The sequence below is a fragment of the Nonomuraea turcica genome (genome assembly GCF_030718205.1).
In the GTDB taxonomy this organism is placed as follows: domain Bacteria; phylum Actinomycetota; class Actinomycetes; order Streptosporangiales; family Streptosporangiaceae; genus Nonomuraea.
In genome coordinates, this window is the sequence record NZ_JAUZQF010000038.1 from 66,855 (window position 1) to 83,638 (window position 16,784).

At 69.9% G+C, this 16,784-nt stretch carries 14 protein-coding genes; 11 read left to right on the forward strand and 3 right to left on the reverse strand.

Annotation, left to right across the window (positions count from 1 at the left end; translation table 11 throughout):
* The first annotated feature begins 9 nt into the window (after window positions 1-9).
* A complete protein-coding gene (locus Q9G87_RS54290; RefSeq protein ID WP_305924546.1) occupies window positions 10-774 on the forward strand; it encodes a fumarylacetoacetate hydrolase family protein in 765 nt (254 codons plus the stop codon).
* A 99-nt stretch (window positions 775-873) separates the two neighbouring features.
* Window positions 874-1,872, forward strand: coding sequence for a hypothetical protein (locus Q9G87_RS54295; RefSeq protein ID WP_305924547.1), 999 nt, complete (start codon window positions 874-876; stop codon window positions 1,870-1,872).
* Here Q9G87_RS54295 and Q9G87_RS54300 read toward each other — a convergent pair whose 3' ends face one another.
* Complete coding sequence (locus Q9G87_RS54300; protein ID WP_305924548.1) at window positions 1,873-4,713, reverse strand: SpoIIE family protein phosphatase; 2,841 nt, start codon at window positions 4,711-4,713, stop codon at window positions 1,873-1,875.
* Between the two features lie 99 nt (window positions 4,714-4,812).
* Here Q9G87_RS54300 and Q9G87_RS54305 point away from each other — a divergent pair, with 99 nt between their 5' ends.
* The 4 genes from Q9G87_RS54305 to Q9G87_RS54320 all read left to right on the forward strand — a co-directional run bounded on the left by Q9G87_RS54305 (window position 4,813) and on the right by Q9G87_RS54320 (window position 9,927).
* Entirely contained in the window at window positions 4,813-6,495 is a 1,683-nt protein-coding gene (locus Q9G87_RS54305) for an ABC transporter ATP-binding protein (RefSeq protein WP_305924549.1), read from the forward strand.
* Window positions 6,492-8,255: an ABC transporter ATP-binding protein gene (locus tag Q9G87_RS54310; protein WP_305924550.1), complete on the forward strand. Its 1,764-nt coding sequence runs from the start codon at window positions 6,492-6,494 to the stop codon at window positions 8,253-8,255. Before Q9G87_RS54305 ends, Q9G87_RS54310 begins: the two co-directional genes overlap by 4 nt.
* 41 nt (window positions 8,256-8,296) lie before the next feature.
* Window positions 8,297-8,809, forward strand: a complete 513-nt coding sequence (locus Q9G87_RS54315; protein WP_305924551.1) for a GNAT family N-acetyltransferase — start codon at window positions 8,297-8,299, stop codon at window positions 8,807-8,809.
* A 185-nt stretch (window positions 8,810-8,994) separates the two neighbouring features.
* Entirely contained in the window at window positions 8,995-9,927 is a 933-nt protein-coding gene (locus Q9G87_RS54320) for an RNA polymerase sigma-70 factor (RefSeq protein WP_305924552.1), read from the forward strand.
* Between the two features lie 15 nt (window positions 9,928-9,942).
* Here the strand turns inward: Q9G87_RS54320 and Q9G87_RS54325 are convergent, their stop codons facing one another.
* Window positions 9,943-11,193: a low temperature requirement protein A gene (locus Q9G87_RS54325; protein ID WP_305924553.1), complete on the reverse strand. Its 1,251-nt coding sequence runs from the start codon at window positions 11,191-11,193 to the stop codon at window positions 9,943-9,945.
* Window positions 11,194-11,529: 336 nt separating this feature from the next.
* Here Q9G87_RS54325 and Q9G87_RS54330 point away from each other — a divergent pair, with 336 nt between their 5' ends.
* Together Q9G87_RS54330 and Q9G87_RS54335 are read left to right on the forward strand one after the other, a co-directional pair.
* On the forward strand, window positions 11,530-12,261 hold the full coding sequence (locus Q9G87_RS54330) for a sensor histidine kinase (protein WP_305924554.1): 732 nt from the start codon (window positions 11,530-11,532) through the stop codon (window positions 12,259-12,261).
* Between the two features lie 33 nt (window positions 12,262-12,294).
* Window positions 12,295-12,993 (forward strand): sensor histidine kinase, encoded by a 699-nt coding sequence (locus tag Q9G87_RS54335; protein ID WP_305924555.1) that lies wholly within the window; start codon window positions 12,295-12,297, stop codon window positions 12,991-12,993.
* 6 nt (window positions 12,994-12,999) lie between these two features.
* Here the strand turns inward: Q9G87_RS54335 and Q9G87_RS54340 are convergent, their stop codons facing one another.
* Complete coding sequence (locus Q9G87_RS54340; RefSeq protein ID WP_305924556.1) at window positions 13,000-13,353, reverse strand: ArsR/SmtB family transcription factor; 354 nt, start codon at window positions 13,351-13,353, stop codon at window positions 13,000-13,002.
* Window positions 13,354-13,407: 54 nt separating this feature from the next.
* Between Q9G87_RS54340 and Q9G87_RS54345 the strand changes: the two genes are divergently transcribed.
* From Q9G87_RS54345 to Q9G87_RS54355, 3 genes are all read left to right on the forward strand, one after another.
* On the forward strand, window positions 13,408-14,175 hold the full coding sequence (locus tag Q9G87_RS54345) for an SDR family NAD(P)-dependent oxidoreductase (protein WP_305924557.1): 768 nt from the start codon (window positions 13,408-13,410) through the stop codon (window positions 14,173-14,175).
* A gap of 238 nt (window positions 14,176-14,413) precedes the next feature.
* On the forward strand, window positions 14,414-15,469 hold the full coding sequence (locus Q9G87_RS54350) for a BUD32 family EKC/KEOPS complex subunit (protein WP_305924558.1): 1,056 nt from the start codon (window positions 14,414-14,416) through the stop codon (window positions 15,467-15,469).
* Window positions 15,470-15,562: 93 nt separating this feature from the next.
* Window positions 15,563-16,468 carry a class I SAM-dependent methyltransferase gene (locus Q9G87_RS54355; protein WP_305924559.1) on the forward strand — a complete coding sequence of 302 codons (906 nt, stop codon included), beginning with the start codon at window positions 15,563-15,565 and terminating at the stop codon, window positions 16,466-16,468.
* The last annotated feature ends 316 nt before the right edge of the window (window positions 16,469-16,784 follow it).

Below are 16,784 nucleotides of genomic sequence, written 5' to 3' on the forward strand. Positions count from 1 at the left end.
GCAAGCGACATGCGCATCATCAGGTACGAAGCGGGCGGCACCGTGCAGTGGGGGGTGCTCGACCCGGACGGCGGGATCCGCGCGGCCGACGGCGATCCTTTCGCGGAGGGCCTGCGCCCGGGCGCCACCGTGGGAGCCGGGGCCCGGCTGCGGGCGCCCGCCACCCCGAGCAAGATCGTGTGCGTCGGCCGGAACTACGCCGACCACGCGGCCGAATTCGGCAACCCGGTGCCCAAGGAGCCGCTGATCTTCCTCAAGCCGCCGTCCTCGATCGCCGGCCCGGACGACGAGATCGTCTACCCGTCCCTGTCCGGGCGGCTCGACCCCGAGGCGGAGCTGGTCGTCGTGATCGGCCGCCGCGGCCGCCGGGTCCGCGCCGAGGACGCCATGTCGCTGGTGTACGGCTACACGATCGGCAACGACGTCACCGCCCGCGACCTGCAGAAGAGCGACCCCCAGTGGACGCGTGGCAAGGGCTTCGACACCTTCTGCCCGCTCGGTCCCTGGGTGGACACCGACTTCGACCCCACCGACGTGCGCGTCACCTGCACGGTGAACAACGAGGTGCGCCAGGACGGGCGTACCAGGGACTTCCTCTTCGACATCCCGACGCTGATCGCGTACGTGTCGGCGTTCTCCACCCTGGAGCCGGGCGATCTCATCATGACGGGCACACCGCCCGGCGTGCGCCCGGTCCGGCCTGGCGACACGATCACCGTGGCCGTCGAAGGGCTGGGCGAGCTCACCAACCCGGTGGTCGCCGAGCCGACGTGACGCCGTAGCCAACCTTCTCGTTATCGCTCGGACCGAGGGCTGAACCCGGGCGAACGGCGAGCGCGTACTTCGGGGCAATCACACCCCCGGAGACCTGTCATGACCATCCGTCCGTTACTTGTCATGCTCACCGTCCTCGCCCTGCCGGCCACCGCCTGCAGTCCCGGCGGGCAGGCCGCGTTCGGCCGCTCGGCCTCGGCCTCGACCGCACCGGCCGCGCCCCGCGGCGTCGTCACCGTCGCGGAGGCCGAATCCATCTTCGGCCAGTGGGAGAAGGCGATCAAGAATGCCGCCCTGCAGGGTGGAACAGACTGGACGGCCGCGGAGGCCGAGCTGGCCGCGGAGATCAGCCAGGCCCAGAGCAAGGTCCGCAAGATGATCGGCGAGAGCGTGTCGTCGTCCAGGAAACCCATCGTCAAAACGCGGTTCGCCATCCCGGGGAAGGTCGCCGGCGCGCCGTGGTTCATGGCCGAGTACGGTTACAAGGGCGTCTCCGGCTGGTGGCAGGCGATCTTCAAGAAGACGCCGGCCGGCTGGCGCGCGGTCGCCTATTCCGCCACCACGTCCAAGTCCCGGCCGCCCACCCCCGCACGCGACAAGAACGGCCTTGCCACGGTGGTGGCGCCGGACGACGGCAACGGCCTCATCGCCTCGCCGCGGCAGATCGTCCAGGCCCACGCCCGCCTGCAGAGCACTTTCGGCGAGGACCCGCGTGCCGGGCGGATATTCATGGCCAATTCCCGTACCAGGCAGAATGCCAAAGCCAGAGTGACCGATCGCAAGGCGTTGCAGGGTCAATGGACCATGACGATCCGCCCACAGCCGACGCCGGAGATCTACGCGCTCAGGACGTCCTCCGGCGGCGCGCTCGTCTGGTACGGCATGAGGCAGCAAGAAACCTTCGTCGCGCGTCCCGGCACCGATACGACGATGAGCTTCTCCACCCGCCACATCGCTGCGCTGAGCCACGGCGAGCGCTTCGCGCGCAAGGCGGTCCACAAGACCGCCGCGATCTACCTTGCCGTCGTGCCGAAATCACCAGGTCTGGTCCGGGTCCCCGCTGAATGGTTCACCAGCGTCAGCGTCACCGGCTCGTAGCTAGGCGGGCAGGAGCTGTTCGGCCCAGATGCATTTGCCGTCGGCGGTGAAGCGGGTCCCCCAGCGCTGGGAGACGGCGGCGACGAGTTGCAGCCCGCGACCGCCTTCGTCGGTGTCCGCGGCGCGGCGGATCCTGGGTGTGGTCTGGCTGCCGTCGGAGACCTCGCACACGAGGGTGCGGCCGCGCAGCAGGCGAAGCCGGATCGGGCCCCTGGCGTGGCGGATGACGTTGGCGACCAGTTCGCTGGCCACCAGCTCGGTGGTCGGCACCAGGTCGTCCAGGCGCCAGCCGGCGAGCTGCTCCCGTACGTGCTCGCGGGCCTCGCCGGCCGCGATCGGGTTCTCGGGCAAGGACCAGGAGCCGACGTCCTCGGGCGCCAGCCGGAGGGTGTGGGCGATGAGCAGGGCGGCGCCGTCGCTGGGCTGTTGCCGTACAGGGCGCATGCCGTGGGTGACGGCGTCGGCCAGACGATCCAGGTCGCCGCGGGATCGGGGAAGAGCACCGGTCAGGAGCCGGGTGAGCTCGGCCATGCCGTCATCCATGTCCCGGTGCCCGGACTCGATCAGATCGTCGGTGTAGAGCACGAGGAGCGCGTCTGCGGGCAGGCGCAGCTCGGCCGGGTTGAAGGGCGGCTCCGCGGCGCCGAGCCGCAGGTCGGGCGAGGTGTCCAGGACCTGGACCGTGCCGTCGGGGTGGACGACGGCGGGCGGCGGATGCCCGGCGCTGACCAGGGTGCACTCGCCGTTGGTGGGGTCGTACACGGCGTACAGGCACGTGACGTGGACGTGTTCGCCGAGCTCCTTGACCAGGTCGTTGAGGCGGACCAGGAGATCGTCGGGCGGCAGCTCGAGGTCCGCGAGGGTACGCGCGGCCGTGCGCAGGCGTCCTATGGTGGCGGCTTGGGGCACGCCGTGCCCTTTGACGTCGCCCATGACGAGGGCCACCCGCTCCGAGGACAGGGGGATGACGTCGTACCAGGCTCCGCCGAGCTCCGGGGCGCCGTCCGCCGCCAGGTAGCGGACCGCCGCGGTGACGCCGGGTAGCGACGGCAGCTCGCGGGGGACGAGCAGACGCTGCAGTTCCTCGGCGCGCGCATGCTCCATGTCGTACATGCGGGCCCGTGCCAGGGCCTGGCCGACCAGCCCGCTCAGCGCGGTGACCAGCGGGCGTTCCTCCCCGGTGAACCGCTGGGGACGTTCGAAGGAGATCACGCAGCAGCCGCCGGGGTGCCCGGGAACCATGAGCGGGAGCACCGCCCAGGCGTTCATGCCCGAGTCGGCCTCGAGGAGGTCGGTCTCCAGACACTGGTCACGACTTTCGATGAAGGCCGGCACACCCGTCTGGATCACGTCGGTGAGGACGGAACGGTCGGTGACTGTGTGCTGCTCGATCCGGCGGAGAAAATCGGGAGAATGGCCGACGGCTCCGACAATGCGCAGACGATCGTCATCGACCGCGACGATCAGCAGTCCGGCGGCGGCGAAGGTCGACAGGACCCGCTCGGTGAGGATCCGCACCACGTCCTGCGCGCTCACTGCCTCGCTGAGCGCACGGGTCATCTCCTGAGTCCAGGCGGCCCGCTCGGCGGTAGCGCGCTCGGCGGCCGCACGTTCCGCGTCGCGCAGGCGTTTCTCGGTGACGTCGGCGAAGTAGAACGTCAGGCCGTCCGGCACCGGGACCAGGCGTACGTGGTACCACCGCTGGTCGCTCGGCCACTGCATGTCGAAGCTGGCGGGCGTGCGGTCGTCGGCGGCTTGGAGGCACCGGGCCCGGAGGTCGGGCAGGTCGCCCGCGGTCAGGTCCCACAACAGGCGGCCGTGAAGGTCGGTGGATCCCAGGAGGCGTTCGCCGTCGAGGTTGGCGAAGACGATCCGCCAGCCGCCGTCCACCGCGAGGAAGGCGTCGCTCATGTACTGCAGCGCGCGGCCGACCGACTCCCTGGCGATGCGGCTCTCGGTGGTGTCCCAGACCGTGCCGATCATGCGTACCGGCTCGCCCTCCTCGTCCAGGACCAGGCGGCCACGCGCGTGCATCCAGCCGGTGGTGCCGTCGGCGCGGCAGACGCGGTATTCGATCTCGTACAGGCTCCTGGTGCGGACGGCCTTGTCCTTCGCGGCCATCACCCTGGGCAGGTCCTGCGGGTGCACGATGTTCACCCAGGTGTCGATGTCGTACTGGTCGATGCCGGGGTCGACGCCCAACATCGTCAGCGCGGGCTCGTCCCAGTAGACCTCGCCGGTGCGGATGTTCCACTCCCATGATCCGGCCTTGGCCGCCTCCAAAGCCCGCTGGAGGTGGGAGTCGGACTGCCACAGGCGGGCCGGGCCGTTGCCCGGCTCCGGGGTGCCGCATCGCTCGGCCAGCCAGGCGGCCAGTGCCTGGAGGAACGCCCGCCGCTCGCTCGGCGGTGCGGCCGGCCCGTCGGTCAGCACGGACAGGACGCCGAGCCAGGCGCCGGAGGCGCCGTCCAGCGGGACCGCCGTCAGCATCACGGAGTGGTCTGTGGCGGTGTCGAGCGTGACGGGCATGTACGTCAGCACCCTGTCGTCCAGCGCGCGGGAGATCGCATGGCGAATGTCCCCGCGGGCCGACAGGTCCGTCGGAGGCAGCCCGGAGGCGACCACCAGGCGCAGCTCGTGACTGCCGGTGGGGCCACGCCAATGCACCATGCCGCTCAGCGCATGCAGGTCGGCGACCGCCTGGTCCAGTGCATACTGCAGGACTTCTATGTCGCTGAGCCCGGCGCACGCGGCGGCGAGGATCCGCAGCCGTTCCTCTTCCGACGCGGCAGCGAAGGCGTCGTCTATCGCCATCCCTTCGCCCCCCGTGCGTCGCGACATCTGCCCCTATCTCATGGTAGCGAACGGGTGTCAATTCCCCAGTTGGGGGACACCTCCCTGCCCGCGAGAGGCCGAGGAGCCATCACTAGACTGCGGATCATGGAAGCGGGCAAACCGGACTTTCGTAGCGCAGGACGGTATCTCTGGTGGCTGGTCCGCACCCAGCGTGGCCGCTGCGTCGCCGGGGCGGTGTTGGGAAGCACGTGGATGGTGGGACTGACGTTGCCGCCGTATCTCCTGTCACGCGCCATCGACGACGGACTGACGCCCGGGCGCTGGCCCACGCTGGCGGGATGGGCGGCCGCGCTGTTAGGCGTCGGGGTGGTGAACGCCTGGCTGGGCATCATGCGGCATCGCACGATGACCAGGGTGCGCATGCACGCCGCCTTCGCCACCGTCGAGGCCGTGGTGTCACAGGCGACCCGGCTCGGCGCGGCGCTGTCGCGCAAGGTCACGGCCGGAGAGGTCGTCACGATCGGGTTCACCGACGTCACGGTGATCGCCCAGACGCTGACCATCACCGGCCCGGGCGTCGGCGCCGTGCTGGCGTACATCGTCGTGGCCGTGCTCCTGCTGACCGTCTCGCCGCTGCTCGCCGTGGTGGTGCTGGCCGGCATACCGCTGCTCGTGGTGCTGGCCGGGCCGCTGATGGGGCGGCTTCGCACGGCCGAGACGACGTACCGGACGCGGCAGGGCGCGCTCGCCGCTCGCTTCGTGGACATCGCCGGAGGGCTGCGCGTGCTCAACGGCCTCGGCGGCAAGGAGGTGTACGCCGAGCGCTACCGGCGCGGCTCCCAGCACCTCCGGGCGGAGGGCTATCGGGTCGGGGCGGTGACGAGCTGGATCCAGGCGCTCGGCGTCGGCCTGCCCACCCTGTTCATCGGGGCCGTGACCTGGCTGGCGGCGCGGATGGCGGTCCAGGGCGACCTCACGGTCGGCGAGCTGGTGGCGGTCTACGGGTACACCGCCGTGCTGGTGGTGCCGGTCTCGTTCTTCATCGAGGGCGGGTACGACCTCAGCCGTGGACTCGTCGCCGCCCGCCGCGTCGTCCAGTTCCTCTCCCTGACACCGGTCCCCCGCGGGGACGCCGGCGCACCCTCGGGAGCGGCGATGCTGCGTGATCAGGAATCCGGGGTCGAGATCACGCCCGGGACGCTGACCGCGCTCGTCAGCGCCCGCCCGGCGGAATCGGCGGCGGTGATCGACCGCCTCGGCCGCTTCGCCGGGCCGGCCGCGCTATGGGACGGGACCCGCCTCGACGAGATCGATCTGACGCGGGTACGCGAGCGGATCCTGGTCGCCGACAACGAGGCCGACCTGTTCGCCGGCCCGCTGCGCGACGTCGTCTCCGGTAGGGGCGATCCGGACGACGAGGCCATCGAACGGGCCCTGCACGCGGCCGTGGCCCAGGACATCGTGCGCGGGCTGCCGGACGGGCTCGACTCGGCCATCGATCCGCAGGGCCGCAACCTGTCGGGCGGCCAGAGGCAGCGCGTACGCCTGGCGCGGGCGCTGCTGGCCGATCCGGAAACACTGCTGGCCGTCGAGCCCACGTCGGCGGTGGACGCGCACACGGAGGCGGCGATCGCGGGCCGGCTGCGAGCCGCGCGCTCGGGGCGTACCACGGTCGTCACCAGCACGTCGCCGCTCGTGCTCGACCAGACGGACACTGTCTACTACCTGGAGGACGGGGTCGTCGCGGCGACCGGCAGCCATCAGGACCTCCTGGCCGAGCAGCCTGGCTACCGGCTCCTGGTGTCGCGCGGGATGGCGGCCTCATGAGGGCCCTGCCGGTGGCCGAGCCGTCCCAGGTGCGCCGCGCCATGCTGCGGCTGATCCGGCGGGACGGCCGGGCCTTCGCCGCCATGATCGCCCTCAACGCGCTGGCCGCCGGGGCCGGCCTCGTCGGGCCGTGGCTGCTGGGCCGCATCATCGATGTGGTCAAGGCCGGTGGCGGGGTCGGTGCGGTGGATCGGCTGGCGTTCGGGATCCTGGTCTTCGCGCTGATTCAGCTCCTGCTCGCGCGATATGCCAGCTATGTCGGGCATCGGTTCGGGGAGCGGACGCTGGCGCGCGTTCGGGAGGAGGTCGCCGACCGGGCGCTCGCCGTACCGGCCTCGGTGATCGAGCGGGCCGGCACGGGCGACCTGACCACCCGCGGCACTACCGACGTCGCGATGGTCGGGACCACCGTGCGCGATGCCGGGCCCGACGTGCTGATCGCCGGTGTGCAGGCGCTGTTCATCATGGGGGCGGTCTTCGTGCTCGACCCGCTGCTCGGCGGGGTCGGGGTGGTGGGGCTGACGGGGATCTGGTTCACGGTCCGGTGGTATCTGCGGCGGGCGCTGCCCGCGTACCTGGCTGAAGGGGAGGCCAACTCGGCGCTCGCGGAGCAGCTGGCGGCCACCGCCGCGGGGGCTCGCACGATGGAGGCTCTGGGGCTGCAGGAGCGGCGGATCGCGGTCTGCCAGGACGCGATCGCCACGTGCCGGCGCACCCGGCTGCGAACGTTGTTCCTGCGGAGTGTGCTTTTTCCGATCGTGGACGTCTCCTACAGCATCCCCGTGGTGGGCGTGCTGCTGGTCGGGGCGGTGCTGCATGGGCACGGGCTGATGAGCCTGGGCGCGGTGGTCGCCGCGGCGCTGTACCTCCGGCAACTCTCCCAACCGCTGGACACCATCCTGCTGCGCATCGACCAGCTACAGAGCAGCGGCGCCTCCTTCGCCCGGGTCGAAGGGCTCGGATCGGTGCCGTCAGCGGCCCCGCCGGGAGATCGCCGGGAGCCTGACGGCGATCTGATCGAGGTGTCCGGGGTGCGATACGCCTACGAGGGCGGTGGCGGTGATGTGCTGCACGGGGTCGACCTGGTAGTGCGGCCCGGGGAACGGCTCGCGATCGTCGGGGCATCGGGCGCCGGGAAGACGACGCTGGGCCGGCTGCTGGCAGGCATCGACAGGCCGCGGACCGGATCGGTGACGGTGGGCCGCGTCCCGATCAGTGACGTGGACCCCTCGGAGCTGCGGCGGCGCATCGTCCTCGTCAGCCAGGAGCACCATGTGTTCCTCGGCACGCTGCGCGACAACCTGCTGATCGCGGCCCCCTCGGCCGACGACGACGCCCTGCGGGCGGCGCTCGCCGCCGTGGGGGCCTTGGAGTGGGTCGACGGGTTGCCGGACGGACTCGACACGGAGGTGGGGGCCGCGACTTACCGGGTGGACGGGGCGCAGGCTCAGCAGCTGGCCCTGGCTCGGGTGGTGCTGGCCGATCCGCACACCTTGGTGCTGGACGAGGCCACGGCGCTGCTGGACCCGCGGACGGCACGGCACACGGAGCGGGCGATGGCCGCCGTCCTGGAGGGGCGGACGGTGATCGCCATCGCGCATCGCCTGCAGACGGCTCGTGACGCGGATCGGGTTGCCGTCATGGAGGAGGGGCGGGTGGTGGAGCTCGGCGGGCATGAGGAGCTGGTGGCGGCCGGGGGGACGTACGCGGCGCTGTGGCGGTCCTGGCATGGGGACCGGGCAGGTTCTTCTCATTGCTAGGCTGCTGATCGTTCGGCGTTGGAAAAGGACTCAGACCTCTTATGACCGCCTCCTGGATCACCCGCCCCGAAACCGCCGCCGACCACGGCCAGATCCGCGAGGTCAACCTCGCCGCCTTCCCCACCTCTCACGAGGCCGACCTCGTCGAGGCCCTGCGTGCCGACCCGCAGGCGTGGATCCCCGGTCTGTCCTGGGTCGCCCAGGCGCCCGACGGCGGCATCGCCGGGTTCGCGCTGCTCACCCGCTGCCTCGTCGACGGCTCTCCGGCGCTCACCCTGGGCCCGTGCGCCGTCAGACCCGAACACCAGCGGCGCGGCGCCGGTTCGGCCGCCATCCACGCCGCCCTGCGAGCCGCCCGCGAGCAGGGCGAGAACCTCGTGCTCGTGCTCGGGCACGCCGAGTACTACCCGCGTTTCGGCTTCACCCCGGCCTCCGGGTACGCCATCCGGCCGCCCTTCGACGTCGAGGACAAATACATGATGGCGCTGGTCTTCGACCCCAGCCGGCCCGTGCCGACCGGCACCATCCGCTACCCGGCGGCGTTCGGAGTCTGACCCCGGCCGTACCTGCTGGCAGGGCGGCGACGATCGCCGCATAGCATGGCGTGGCCGAGAGATCTTCCTGGACTGTTCCTCGCCATCGGCCTGTCCCCGTCGCTCAAGGGGTAGGGCGGCAGGTAACGGTCCAGGAAGGTCCCAAAGCTCGGACTACCGGCGAAGGGGACGCCGGAGCAGGGGTGATGACTGTGGCGGATACCGTGTCGGCGAGTGAATCCGGCGAACCGGAAGATCTCGAACAGGCTGCGGCGGTGTTCGCCAGTGTCCGGCCGCGCCTGTTCGGGATCGCGTACCGGATGCTGTCCAGCGTCACCGAGGCCGAGGATCTGGTGCAGGAGGTCTGGCTGCGCTGGCAGCGCTATGACCGCTCCACGGTGGACAACCCGCCCGCGTTCCTGGCCAAGACGATCACGCGGCTGGCCATCAACGCCGCTCAGTCCGCCCGCTCCCGCCGTGAGACCTACATCGGCCCGTGGCTGCCCGAGCCCGTCGACACCGGCGCGGATCCGCACCTCGGCGCGGAGCGGGGTGAGGCTCTGGAGTTGGCGGTCCTGCTTCTGCTGGAGAGGCTCTCGCCCACGGAACGGGCGGCGTACGTGCTGCGGGAGGCGTTCGAATACCCCTACCGGCAGATCGCCGACATCATCCAGCTCAACGAGCCGGCCGTACGCCAGCTCGTCAGCAGAGCCCGCAAGCGCGTGCTCGTCGAACGACGCACGCCCGTGACCAGGAACGAGCAACGCAGGCTGCTGAAGGCCTTCGTCGCCGCCGCCCGCGCCGGCGACCTGACCGCGCTGGAAGAGCTCTTCGCCGCCGACGTGATCAGCTACACCGACAGCGGCGGCGTCGTGCGCGGCGCCACCCGCTTTCCTGTGGTGGGGGCGTCGCGGCTGGCGAAGGTCATCAAGGCGTTCTCGCCCCGCTTCTGGGCCGGGGTAGAGGTGGGCTGGGGAAGCACGAACGGGCAGCCCTCCGCGCTGCTGAGCCGCGACGGGCGGGTGTTCGGGGTCATCACGGTAAACGCCTCGGAGCAGGGCATCGACCAGGTCCTGTGGATGGTGAACCCGGCCAAGCTCACCGCGGTGTCCACCGGCTCCGACCCGGCGCAAGCGTGATCCTTGTGGTCTCCTTCACGACACGCCAGAGCTGGAGGGCTCCGGCTCAGGGCGACGCACTCCGGCGCGAGCCCCAACCGCCGTGGTCGCGATCGTGACGGCGACCAGCAGAACGCAGCCGACGGTGATCGCCGCGACCACGCCGGCCACTCCGATCTGGGGTGAGGCGAGCGGCAGCAGCAGGATGCCGGTGACGCAGACCACAACTGCGGCGGGACGGATGACGGGCTCTGCGACGAGGGCGTGCACCGCCCACAGTGCAGCGAGATACACAGCGACCGGGATGGCGACGGCGTAGCCGAGTGCCAGCGGTGATGCCGCGATGTCGTGCCCACTCTGCTCCACCGCCACTTCGAGCCCGGCGCCGAGGGCCGCCAGGGCCGCGAAGATGCCGTAGTGGCCGTACCCCCACAGCCATGACCGATGACGGCGGTCATGGAGACCTTCCCCCGACTCAATGAGGAAGTAGAGCCACCAAAGAGCGAACAGCAGGACGAGGCCGCAGACGGCGATGACGATGAAAGGGCTGCTGATCTCGTCCGCTTCGAGCGCTCTTTCGACTCCCCTGCTCGCGGCCAGGACGCTCTCACCGAGCAGAATGATCGTGAACAGGCCGTAGCGCTCGGCGATGTGGTGCGGGTGCCAGTTGGTGGCCCTGGCCCCTCCTGCCCACCGGGGTACAGCGAGCTCGAGGATGGCCAGGCCGATGTAGGACGGCAGATCGGCGAATGCGGGCATGGCGCCCGCTTCCGCGAGGAGGAAGCGAAGAATCCATCCCAGCTGCAGGATGCTGAGGCCGAGGGCGTAGCGCAGCGCGGTGCGACGGCCGGCCGGGTCTTCGAGACCGGCGCGCAGCCATTGGGCGACGAGACCGATCCTCATGACGAGGTAGCCCAGTGTGACGATCCTGAAGTCGGAGTGCTCGGCCGCGGCGGGCACACCGGCGGCGAGGACCAGCACGCCGGCCATCTGCACCATGGTCAACAGCCGGTAGGCGACATCGTCGGTGTCGTAGGCCGAGGCGAACCACGTGAAGTTCATCCACGCCCACCAGATCGCGAAGAACACCTGCAGGAACGGGACCAGACCGGTGAGGGCATGACCGTCGGCGATGCTGTGCGCGAACTGGGCGGTGACGGCCGCGACCGCGACCACGAAGGTGAGATCGAACAGCAGCTCGAGCTGGCTCGAAGCGCGGTGCGGCTCATCGATGGCCCGCGCGCTCATCCGAACCCGGATCCGGATGGTGGTGCTGGCTGGTGGCAAGATCTCGCTCCTGTCGGTCCGCAACGCCTGGTCGGTCTGAAAGACCGGACAGCATGCCGATTTGTGACAACACGGCACCCAGCACGCAGCCCGTGGAGCTGTCACAGGCCACAGGACTGTCCTGTCTTAGCTGGCAGCCGAACGGCAGCGGATGTCCGCCGGCAGGATCCGGCACGAAGATCATGATGGTCGGCGGACTGGCGTGCACGGAATGTGAAGGCAACGGAAGGAGTACGTGCTGTGACGGCATGCCCGACGCCCCTGTATGACTGCGAGACCCCGCGCCCCTCTGGTGGCGGCCGGACCGCGCCGACGATCCGAACGCCCTCCGACACGATGCGCGAGTTGAAGCGCGAGCTGCAGAAGAAGCGGCGCTTCGCTTCCGACGCCTCCCACGAACTGCGCACGGCGGTCGCCGGGCTACGCGCGGAGCTGGAGGAGGCCTGGCTGCATCCCGATGAGACCGACCTCGGCGACCTGCTCGCCCGGGCGCTGAGAGCCATGGACAGACTGGACGCGGTCCTCACCGACCTGCGGGCCCTCGCCGAAATGGAGGCGGGTCCGCCCATGAAGCCGCAGCGGGTCGATCTCGCCGAACTGGTCCGTGACGAGATCGCCCGCAGGAACGATCGCATCGCGGTTCAACTCCGCCTGGAGTCCGGCGTAACCGTCCAGGCCGTCCCGATCCGGATCGGCCGCGTCCTCACCAATCTGCTGGACAACGCCCAACGGCACGGCCGGCACCTGGTCGAGGTCCGGCTGAGCCGCGACGACGACCACGCCGAGCTGACGGTCGCCGACGACGGAGAAGGAGTCGCGGAATCCGAGCGAGAACGGATCTTCCAGCGCTTCACCAGGCTGGAGGCCGCCCGCCACCTCGACCACGCCGGCACCGGCCTGGGCCTGGCGATCGCCCGTGACATCGCCCGGGCGCACATCGGCAGCCTGCACGCCGGGGAGTCCGAGACCGGTGGCGCCAGCTTCGTCCTGCGCCTTCCCCTTGCGGGTTCGGCTGCTCCGGCCGGTCGAAGGAGGGGCCGGAGCCTGCGCGAAGCGATGGATCCATAAGCCCGGCCGGGCATGTCTGGAAGGGAGAGCCTGATGAGACAGAACGCCGACTACGCCGCCCAGTTCGCGGAGCAACTGCTGAATCGGCAACGGCAATTCGCCGCCGATGCCTCACACGAGTTGCGTACGCCGCTCGCCGCGCTACGCGTGCAAGTGGAGGAGGCGCGGCTGTACCCGGACGACATCGACCTGCCCGATCTGCTGAACCACGTGACGGACGACCTCGACCGGCTGGAGAACATCGTCAATGACCTGCTCCTGCTCGCCACCCTCGAGGCCGGCGTCGGCGGAAGGCGGGAGGAAGTGGATCTGACGGCCCTGGTCGGGACAGTGGCGGCTCGGTGGACCGAGAGCTGCGACGTGCGGCTCGATCTCGAAGCCGCGGTGACGGTGGAGGCCGCCTCCTGGCAGCTGGCCCGGTTGTTCGCCAACCTGCTGGACAACGCCCGACGTCACGCCCGGCACAGACTCGAGGTGAGCCTGCGCCGCGCGGGCGACCGTGCGGAACTCGCCGTGTCCGACGACGGGCGAGGTGTCTCCCCGGCCGACCGCGAACGCATATTCCAGCGCTTCGCCCGCCTGGACACGGCCCGCAGTCGCGACCACGGAGGCGTCGGCCTGGGCCTGGCCATCGCCCGCGACATCGCCTCAGCTCACCACGGCACCCTGCACGTTGAGGAGTCGAGCGACGGCGGCGCGAGCTTCGTGCTCCGCCTTCCTCTCGTTCGCTGATCCGGTTCAGGCAGGCTGCCGATCGTCCTTCAGGCTCACCTGATGACCGATTTCCTCATCCTCGGCCGCGGCCAGCACCACCTGCAGGAGCCCGGGGAAGCGGGCCTGCAGATCCTGTGTGCGTAAGGCCACGAAGCAGCGGGTGCCCTCCTGACGGGTGCGGGTCAGCCCGGCATCACGCAGGACTCGCAGATGGTGGCTGAGCGTCGACTTGGCCACCGGCGCCCGCAACTCGCCCCACCCGCGCTCACGACCGTCGGCCAGCACTCGCACCAGACCGACCCGGATGGGATCACTGAGGGCGGCCATCACCCCGGTCAGCCCGATCTCGCCCACTTCCGGGTGGTGCACCTGCTTCATTCCACCATGATAGCTTGTTCGATGTTTCACGAACAACGAACAAAGGAGGGTGACATGACCGTCCCACTCGCCAGTCACCTGCAGAACCATGTCGCGATCGTCACCGGAGCCGGATCCGGAATCGGCCGCGCCACCGCGATCGCCCTCGCCCGCGCCGGAGCGCACGTGCTCGGCGTCGGACGCCGCGCCGACGCCCTGCATCAGACTGCCGCCCACCATCCGAACATCACCACCCTGGCCGCCGACATCACCTCCGCCGGCGCGCCATCCGCGATCATCGAGGCGGCCGTCGACCGCTGGGGGCGCCTGGACGTCCTGGTCAACAACGCCGGCGCCACCGCCGTCATGACCCTGGCCGACACCGACGCCGCACGCATCGCCGACCTCCTGTCCCTCAACGTCACCGCGCCCAGCCTGCTCGCCCACGCCGCGCTGCCGCACCTGCGCGCCAACCGCGGCACGATCATCAACATCTCCAGCACCTACGGCCACTGCCCCCTGCCCGGCGCCGCCCACTACGCTGCCACCAAGGCCGCCCTGGAGCAGCTGACCCGCAGCTGGGCGCTGGAGCTGGCCGCCGACGGCATCCGCGTCAACGCCCTGGCCCCCGGCCCCACAGAAAGCGAGGCCCTGACCGCGGCCGGCCTGCCCGACACCGTGGTCGAGCAGATCAAGCAAGACGAGACCGCCCGCATCCCGCTCGGCCGCCGCGGCACTCCCGAGGAAGTGGCCGCCTGGATCGTGCACCTCGCTGACCCCGGTGCCACCTGGATCACCGGCCAGGTCCTCACCATCGACGGCGGCCTGGAACTCACCACCTGAAGACTCTGCGGTTGACTTCTTGGCTGGGCGGCCGTGGTGCGGCAGTCCGGCGGGCACGGGCTCATCCGTCGGCGCCTGTGGCATGGCCTCTAGTTGCGCATGCCGCCCGTGAGGTGATCTCATCCTGAGGGCCGCGTGTATACCGAAGCTGATCGGAAGCTCATGATCAATCACCAAGAAGGGACACGCGTTGGCCGGACCCGCGCATGACCACTCGGACCAGTCACAGCAGGCGCGTGTGTCCCGCTTCGGCGTCGCGTCGACGGCGCTGGCATTGTCGAGCGATCGACGGCTCGCCGAGCTCGTAGACGAAGCGAAAGCCATCGGCGCCGGCATCGGCGGCACGTCGATGGTGATGAACATCGACGGCGTGCCGGTGTTCGCCAAGCGAATCCCCCTGACCGACGTCGAACGCCGGCCGGAGAACGTCATGTCCACGGCGAACATGTTCGGCCTGCCCACGTTCTGCCAGTACGGTGTCGGCGGCCCCGTGTTCGGCGCCTGGCGGGAACTCGCCGCCAACACCATGACGACCAACTGGGTGCTCACCAGCCAGACCGAGGCCTTCCCGCTGATGTATCACTGGCGCATCCTCCCCGGATCGCCACCGGTGGCCGACGAGCACGCGGACGTCGATCGCACGGTCGCCTACTGGGAGGGCTCGCCGGCGGTGCGCGAGCGGCTCCACGCAGTGGCTTCGGCATCGGCGAGTATCGTCCTGTTTCTCGAATACATCCCGCTGAACCTGAGCGAGTGGCTGCCCATTCAGCTCACCGCCGGCGAAGAGGCGGTCACCGCCGCGTCCGCGCTGGTGGAACGATGCCTGCGCACCGACATCGCCTTCATGAACGCGAACGGCCTCCTGCATTTCGACGCCCACTTCCGCAACGTGCTCACCGATGGCCGACGCCTCTACTTCGCCGACCTCGGCCTGGCCACGTCGCCCCACTTCGACCTGTCGCCCGAGGAGTCGGACTTCGTCGCCCGCAACCTGAGCCACGACCTGGGCTACGCGCTGATGACCCTCGTCAACTGGCTGGTCACCAACGTGTGCGAGGTGCCGAACCCCGCCACAGGCGGGCCTGCCGCCCGCAACGCGTACATCCGGCGGTGTGCCGCGGGCGAGGAGCCCGCAGGCATTCCGGCTCCCCTAGCGGCGACCATCACTCGTAACGCGCCGGTGGCGGCGGCCATGAACGGTTTCTACTGGGATCTTTTCGGCGAGAGCCGGGCCACGACGTACCCGGCCGAGCAGGTCAGACGCGCGCTCACGCTGGCCGCTCAACCGCAATGACCCAGCTGGGCTGTTGGAACTCCCAGCGACCTCTCCATGACCATGCGGCAAACTCTCTTCTGCCTCGGAAACCGGGGCTGCTAGCGTCCGGGCATGTCGACACCGGATCTCACCGCCGCGCTCGAGCGCATCCCCGGCTGGTTCTGGCCGACCGACCAGCGCCTGTTCGAGTGGTTCCTGTCGGGTGGCGCCTCGGGCGACGTCCTGGAACTTGGGACGTACCTCGGCAAGAGCGCCGTCCTGATCGGCGGGCATATGCGGCAGGGGGAGACCTTCACCGTTTGCGACCTGTTCGAGTCGGACGCGCCAGACGCGCACAACAACGCCGAGACCACGGGGTCGTACTCGACGCTCACCCGCGACAAGTTCGAGCAGAACTATCTGAGCGTCCACGACACCCTGCCCGAGATCGTGCACGGGCCGACGTCGATCATTCTCGATCACGTGAAGGCGGACACCTGCAGGTTCGTCCACGTCGACGCGTCGCACCTGTACGCACACGTCAAGGGTGACGTCCTGGCGGCGCGGACCGTGCTCAAGGACGACGGGATCGTCGCCTTCGACGACTACCGCAGCGAGCACACGCCGGGCGTCGCGCTCGCGGTCTGGGAAGCGGTCGCCGGTCTCGGGCTGGCGCCGGTCTGCATCAGCACGCAGAAGCTGTACGCCACGTGGGGCGATCCGGTGCCCGTCCAGCGGCGCCTGCTCGAATGGCTCAAGTCCCGTAGCGATCTGTGGCACACGACGGATGCCCTCGGGGATCGGGAGCTCGTCCGCGTCAACCAGCGCAAGAAGCCGAAGCCCGCGTCGCCGGAGAGCGATCTGGACCGGCTCACCGCCGAGCTGCGGCGCACGACGGCGAAGCTGAAAGAGGTCACGGCCGAGTCGCAGAACGCCGTTCAGGCGCTGAGGAAGGCGACCAGAGAGGTCAGCCTGCTCGGCCCGGTCGCTCATCGTGCGGCCGGCTGGCTTCGCCGGCGCTCCACTCCTCGAAAGTAGTTTCTCGCCACCTTTACCTGGACCGGCGACATTATCCCGAATATCAGGAGGAACTACCGACGAGCGGCGTTGGGGATTGACAAGCGGAGCGGCATACGTCATGATGAAAATGCGACCGGGAAGATGGGTCTGCGTAAGCGTGGACAAATTCTATTAGAGCGAGTACGCTCGGGCTTCCACGCTCCCTTTTTTGACGACCCGCGATGCTTGCTCACGTTGCGAGGTTGTCTGGCGTGCGTGTAGTCAGTCCGCCGCGAGCCCTCGGAAGGACATCTGTTGGCAGCCTCGCGCAACGCCTCCGCCGTACCCGCTGGTC

What these genes read in the sequence shown, in the direction of transcription:
- Q9G87_RS54290 (WP_305924546.1), top strand. Translation starts at nt 10, where the DNA reads ATGCGCATCATCAGGTACGAAGCGGGCGGCACCGTGCAGTGGGGGGTG.
- Q9G87_RS54295 (WP_305924547.1), top strand. Translation starts at nt 874, where the DNA reads ATGACCATCCGTCCGTTACTTGTCATGCTCACCGTCCTCGCCCTGCCG.
- Q9G87_RS54300 (WP_305924548.1), bottom strand. Translation starts at nt 4,713, where the DNA reads ATGTCGCGACGCACGGGGGGCGAAGGGATGGCGATAGACGACGCCTTC.
- Q9G87_RS54305 (WP_305924549.1), top strand. Translation starts at nt 4,813, where the DNA reads ATGGAAGCGGGCAAACCGGACTTTCGTAGCGCAGGACGGTATCTCTGG.
- Q9G87_RS54310 (WP_305924550.1), top strand. Translation starts at nt 6,492, where the DNA reads ATGAGGGCCCTGCCGGTGGCCGAGCCGTCCCAGGTGCGCCGCGCCATG.
- Q9G87_RS54315 (WP_305924551.1), top strand. Translation starts at nt 8,297, where the DNA reads ATGACCGCCTCCTGGATCACCCGCCCCGAAACCGCCGCCGACCACGGC.
- Q9G87_RS54320 (WP_305924552.1), top strand. Translation starts at nt 8,995, where the DNA reads ATGACTGTGGCGGATACCGTGTCGGCGAGTGAATCCGGCGAACCGGAA.
- Q9G87_RS54330 (WP_305924554.1), top strand. Translation starts at nt 11,530, where the DNA reads ATGCGCGAGTTGAAGCGCGAGCTGCAGAAGAAGCGGCGCTTCGCTTCC.
- Q9G87_RS54335 (WP_305924555.1), top strand. Translation starts at nt 12,295, where the DNA reads ATGAGACAGAACGCCGACTACGCCGCCCAGTTCGCGGAGCAACTGCTG.
- Q9G87_RS54340 (WP_305924556.1), bottom strand. Translation starts at nt 13,353, where the DNA reads ATGAAGCAGGTGCACCACCCGGAAGTGGGCGAGATCGGGCTGACCGGG.
- Q9G87_RS54345 (WP_305924557.1), top strand. Translation starts at nt 13,408, where the DNA reads ATGACCGTCCCACTCGCCAGTCACCTGCAGAACCATGTCGCGATCGTC.
- Q9G87_RS54355 (WP_305924559.1), top strand. Translation starts at nt 15,563, where the DNA reads ATGTCGACACCGGATCTCACCGCCGCGCTCGAGCGCATCCCCGGCTGG.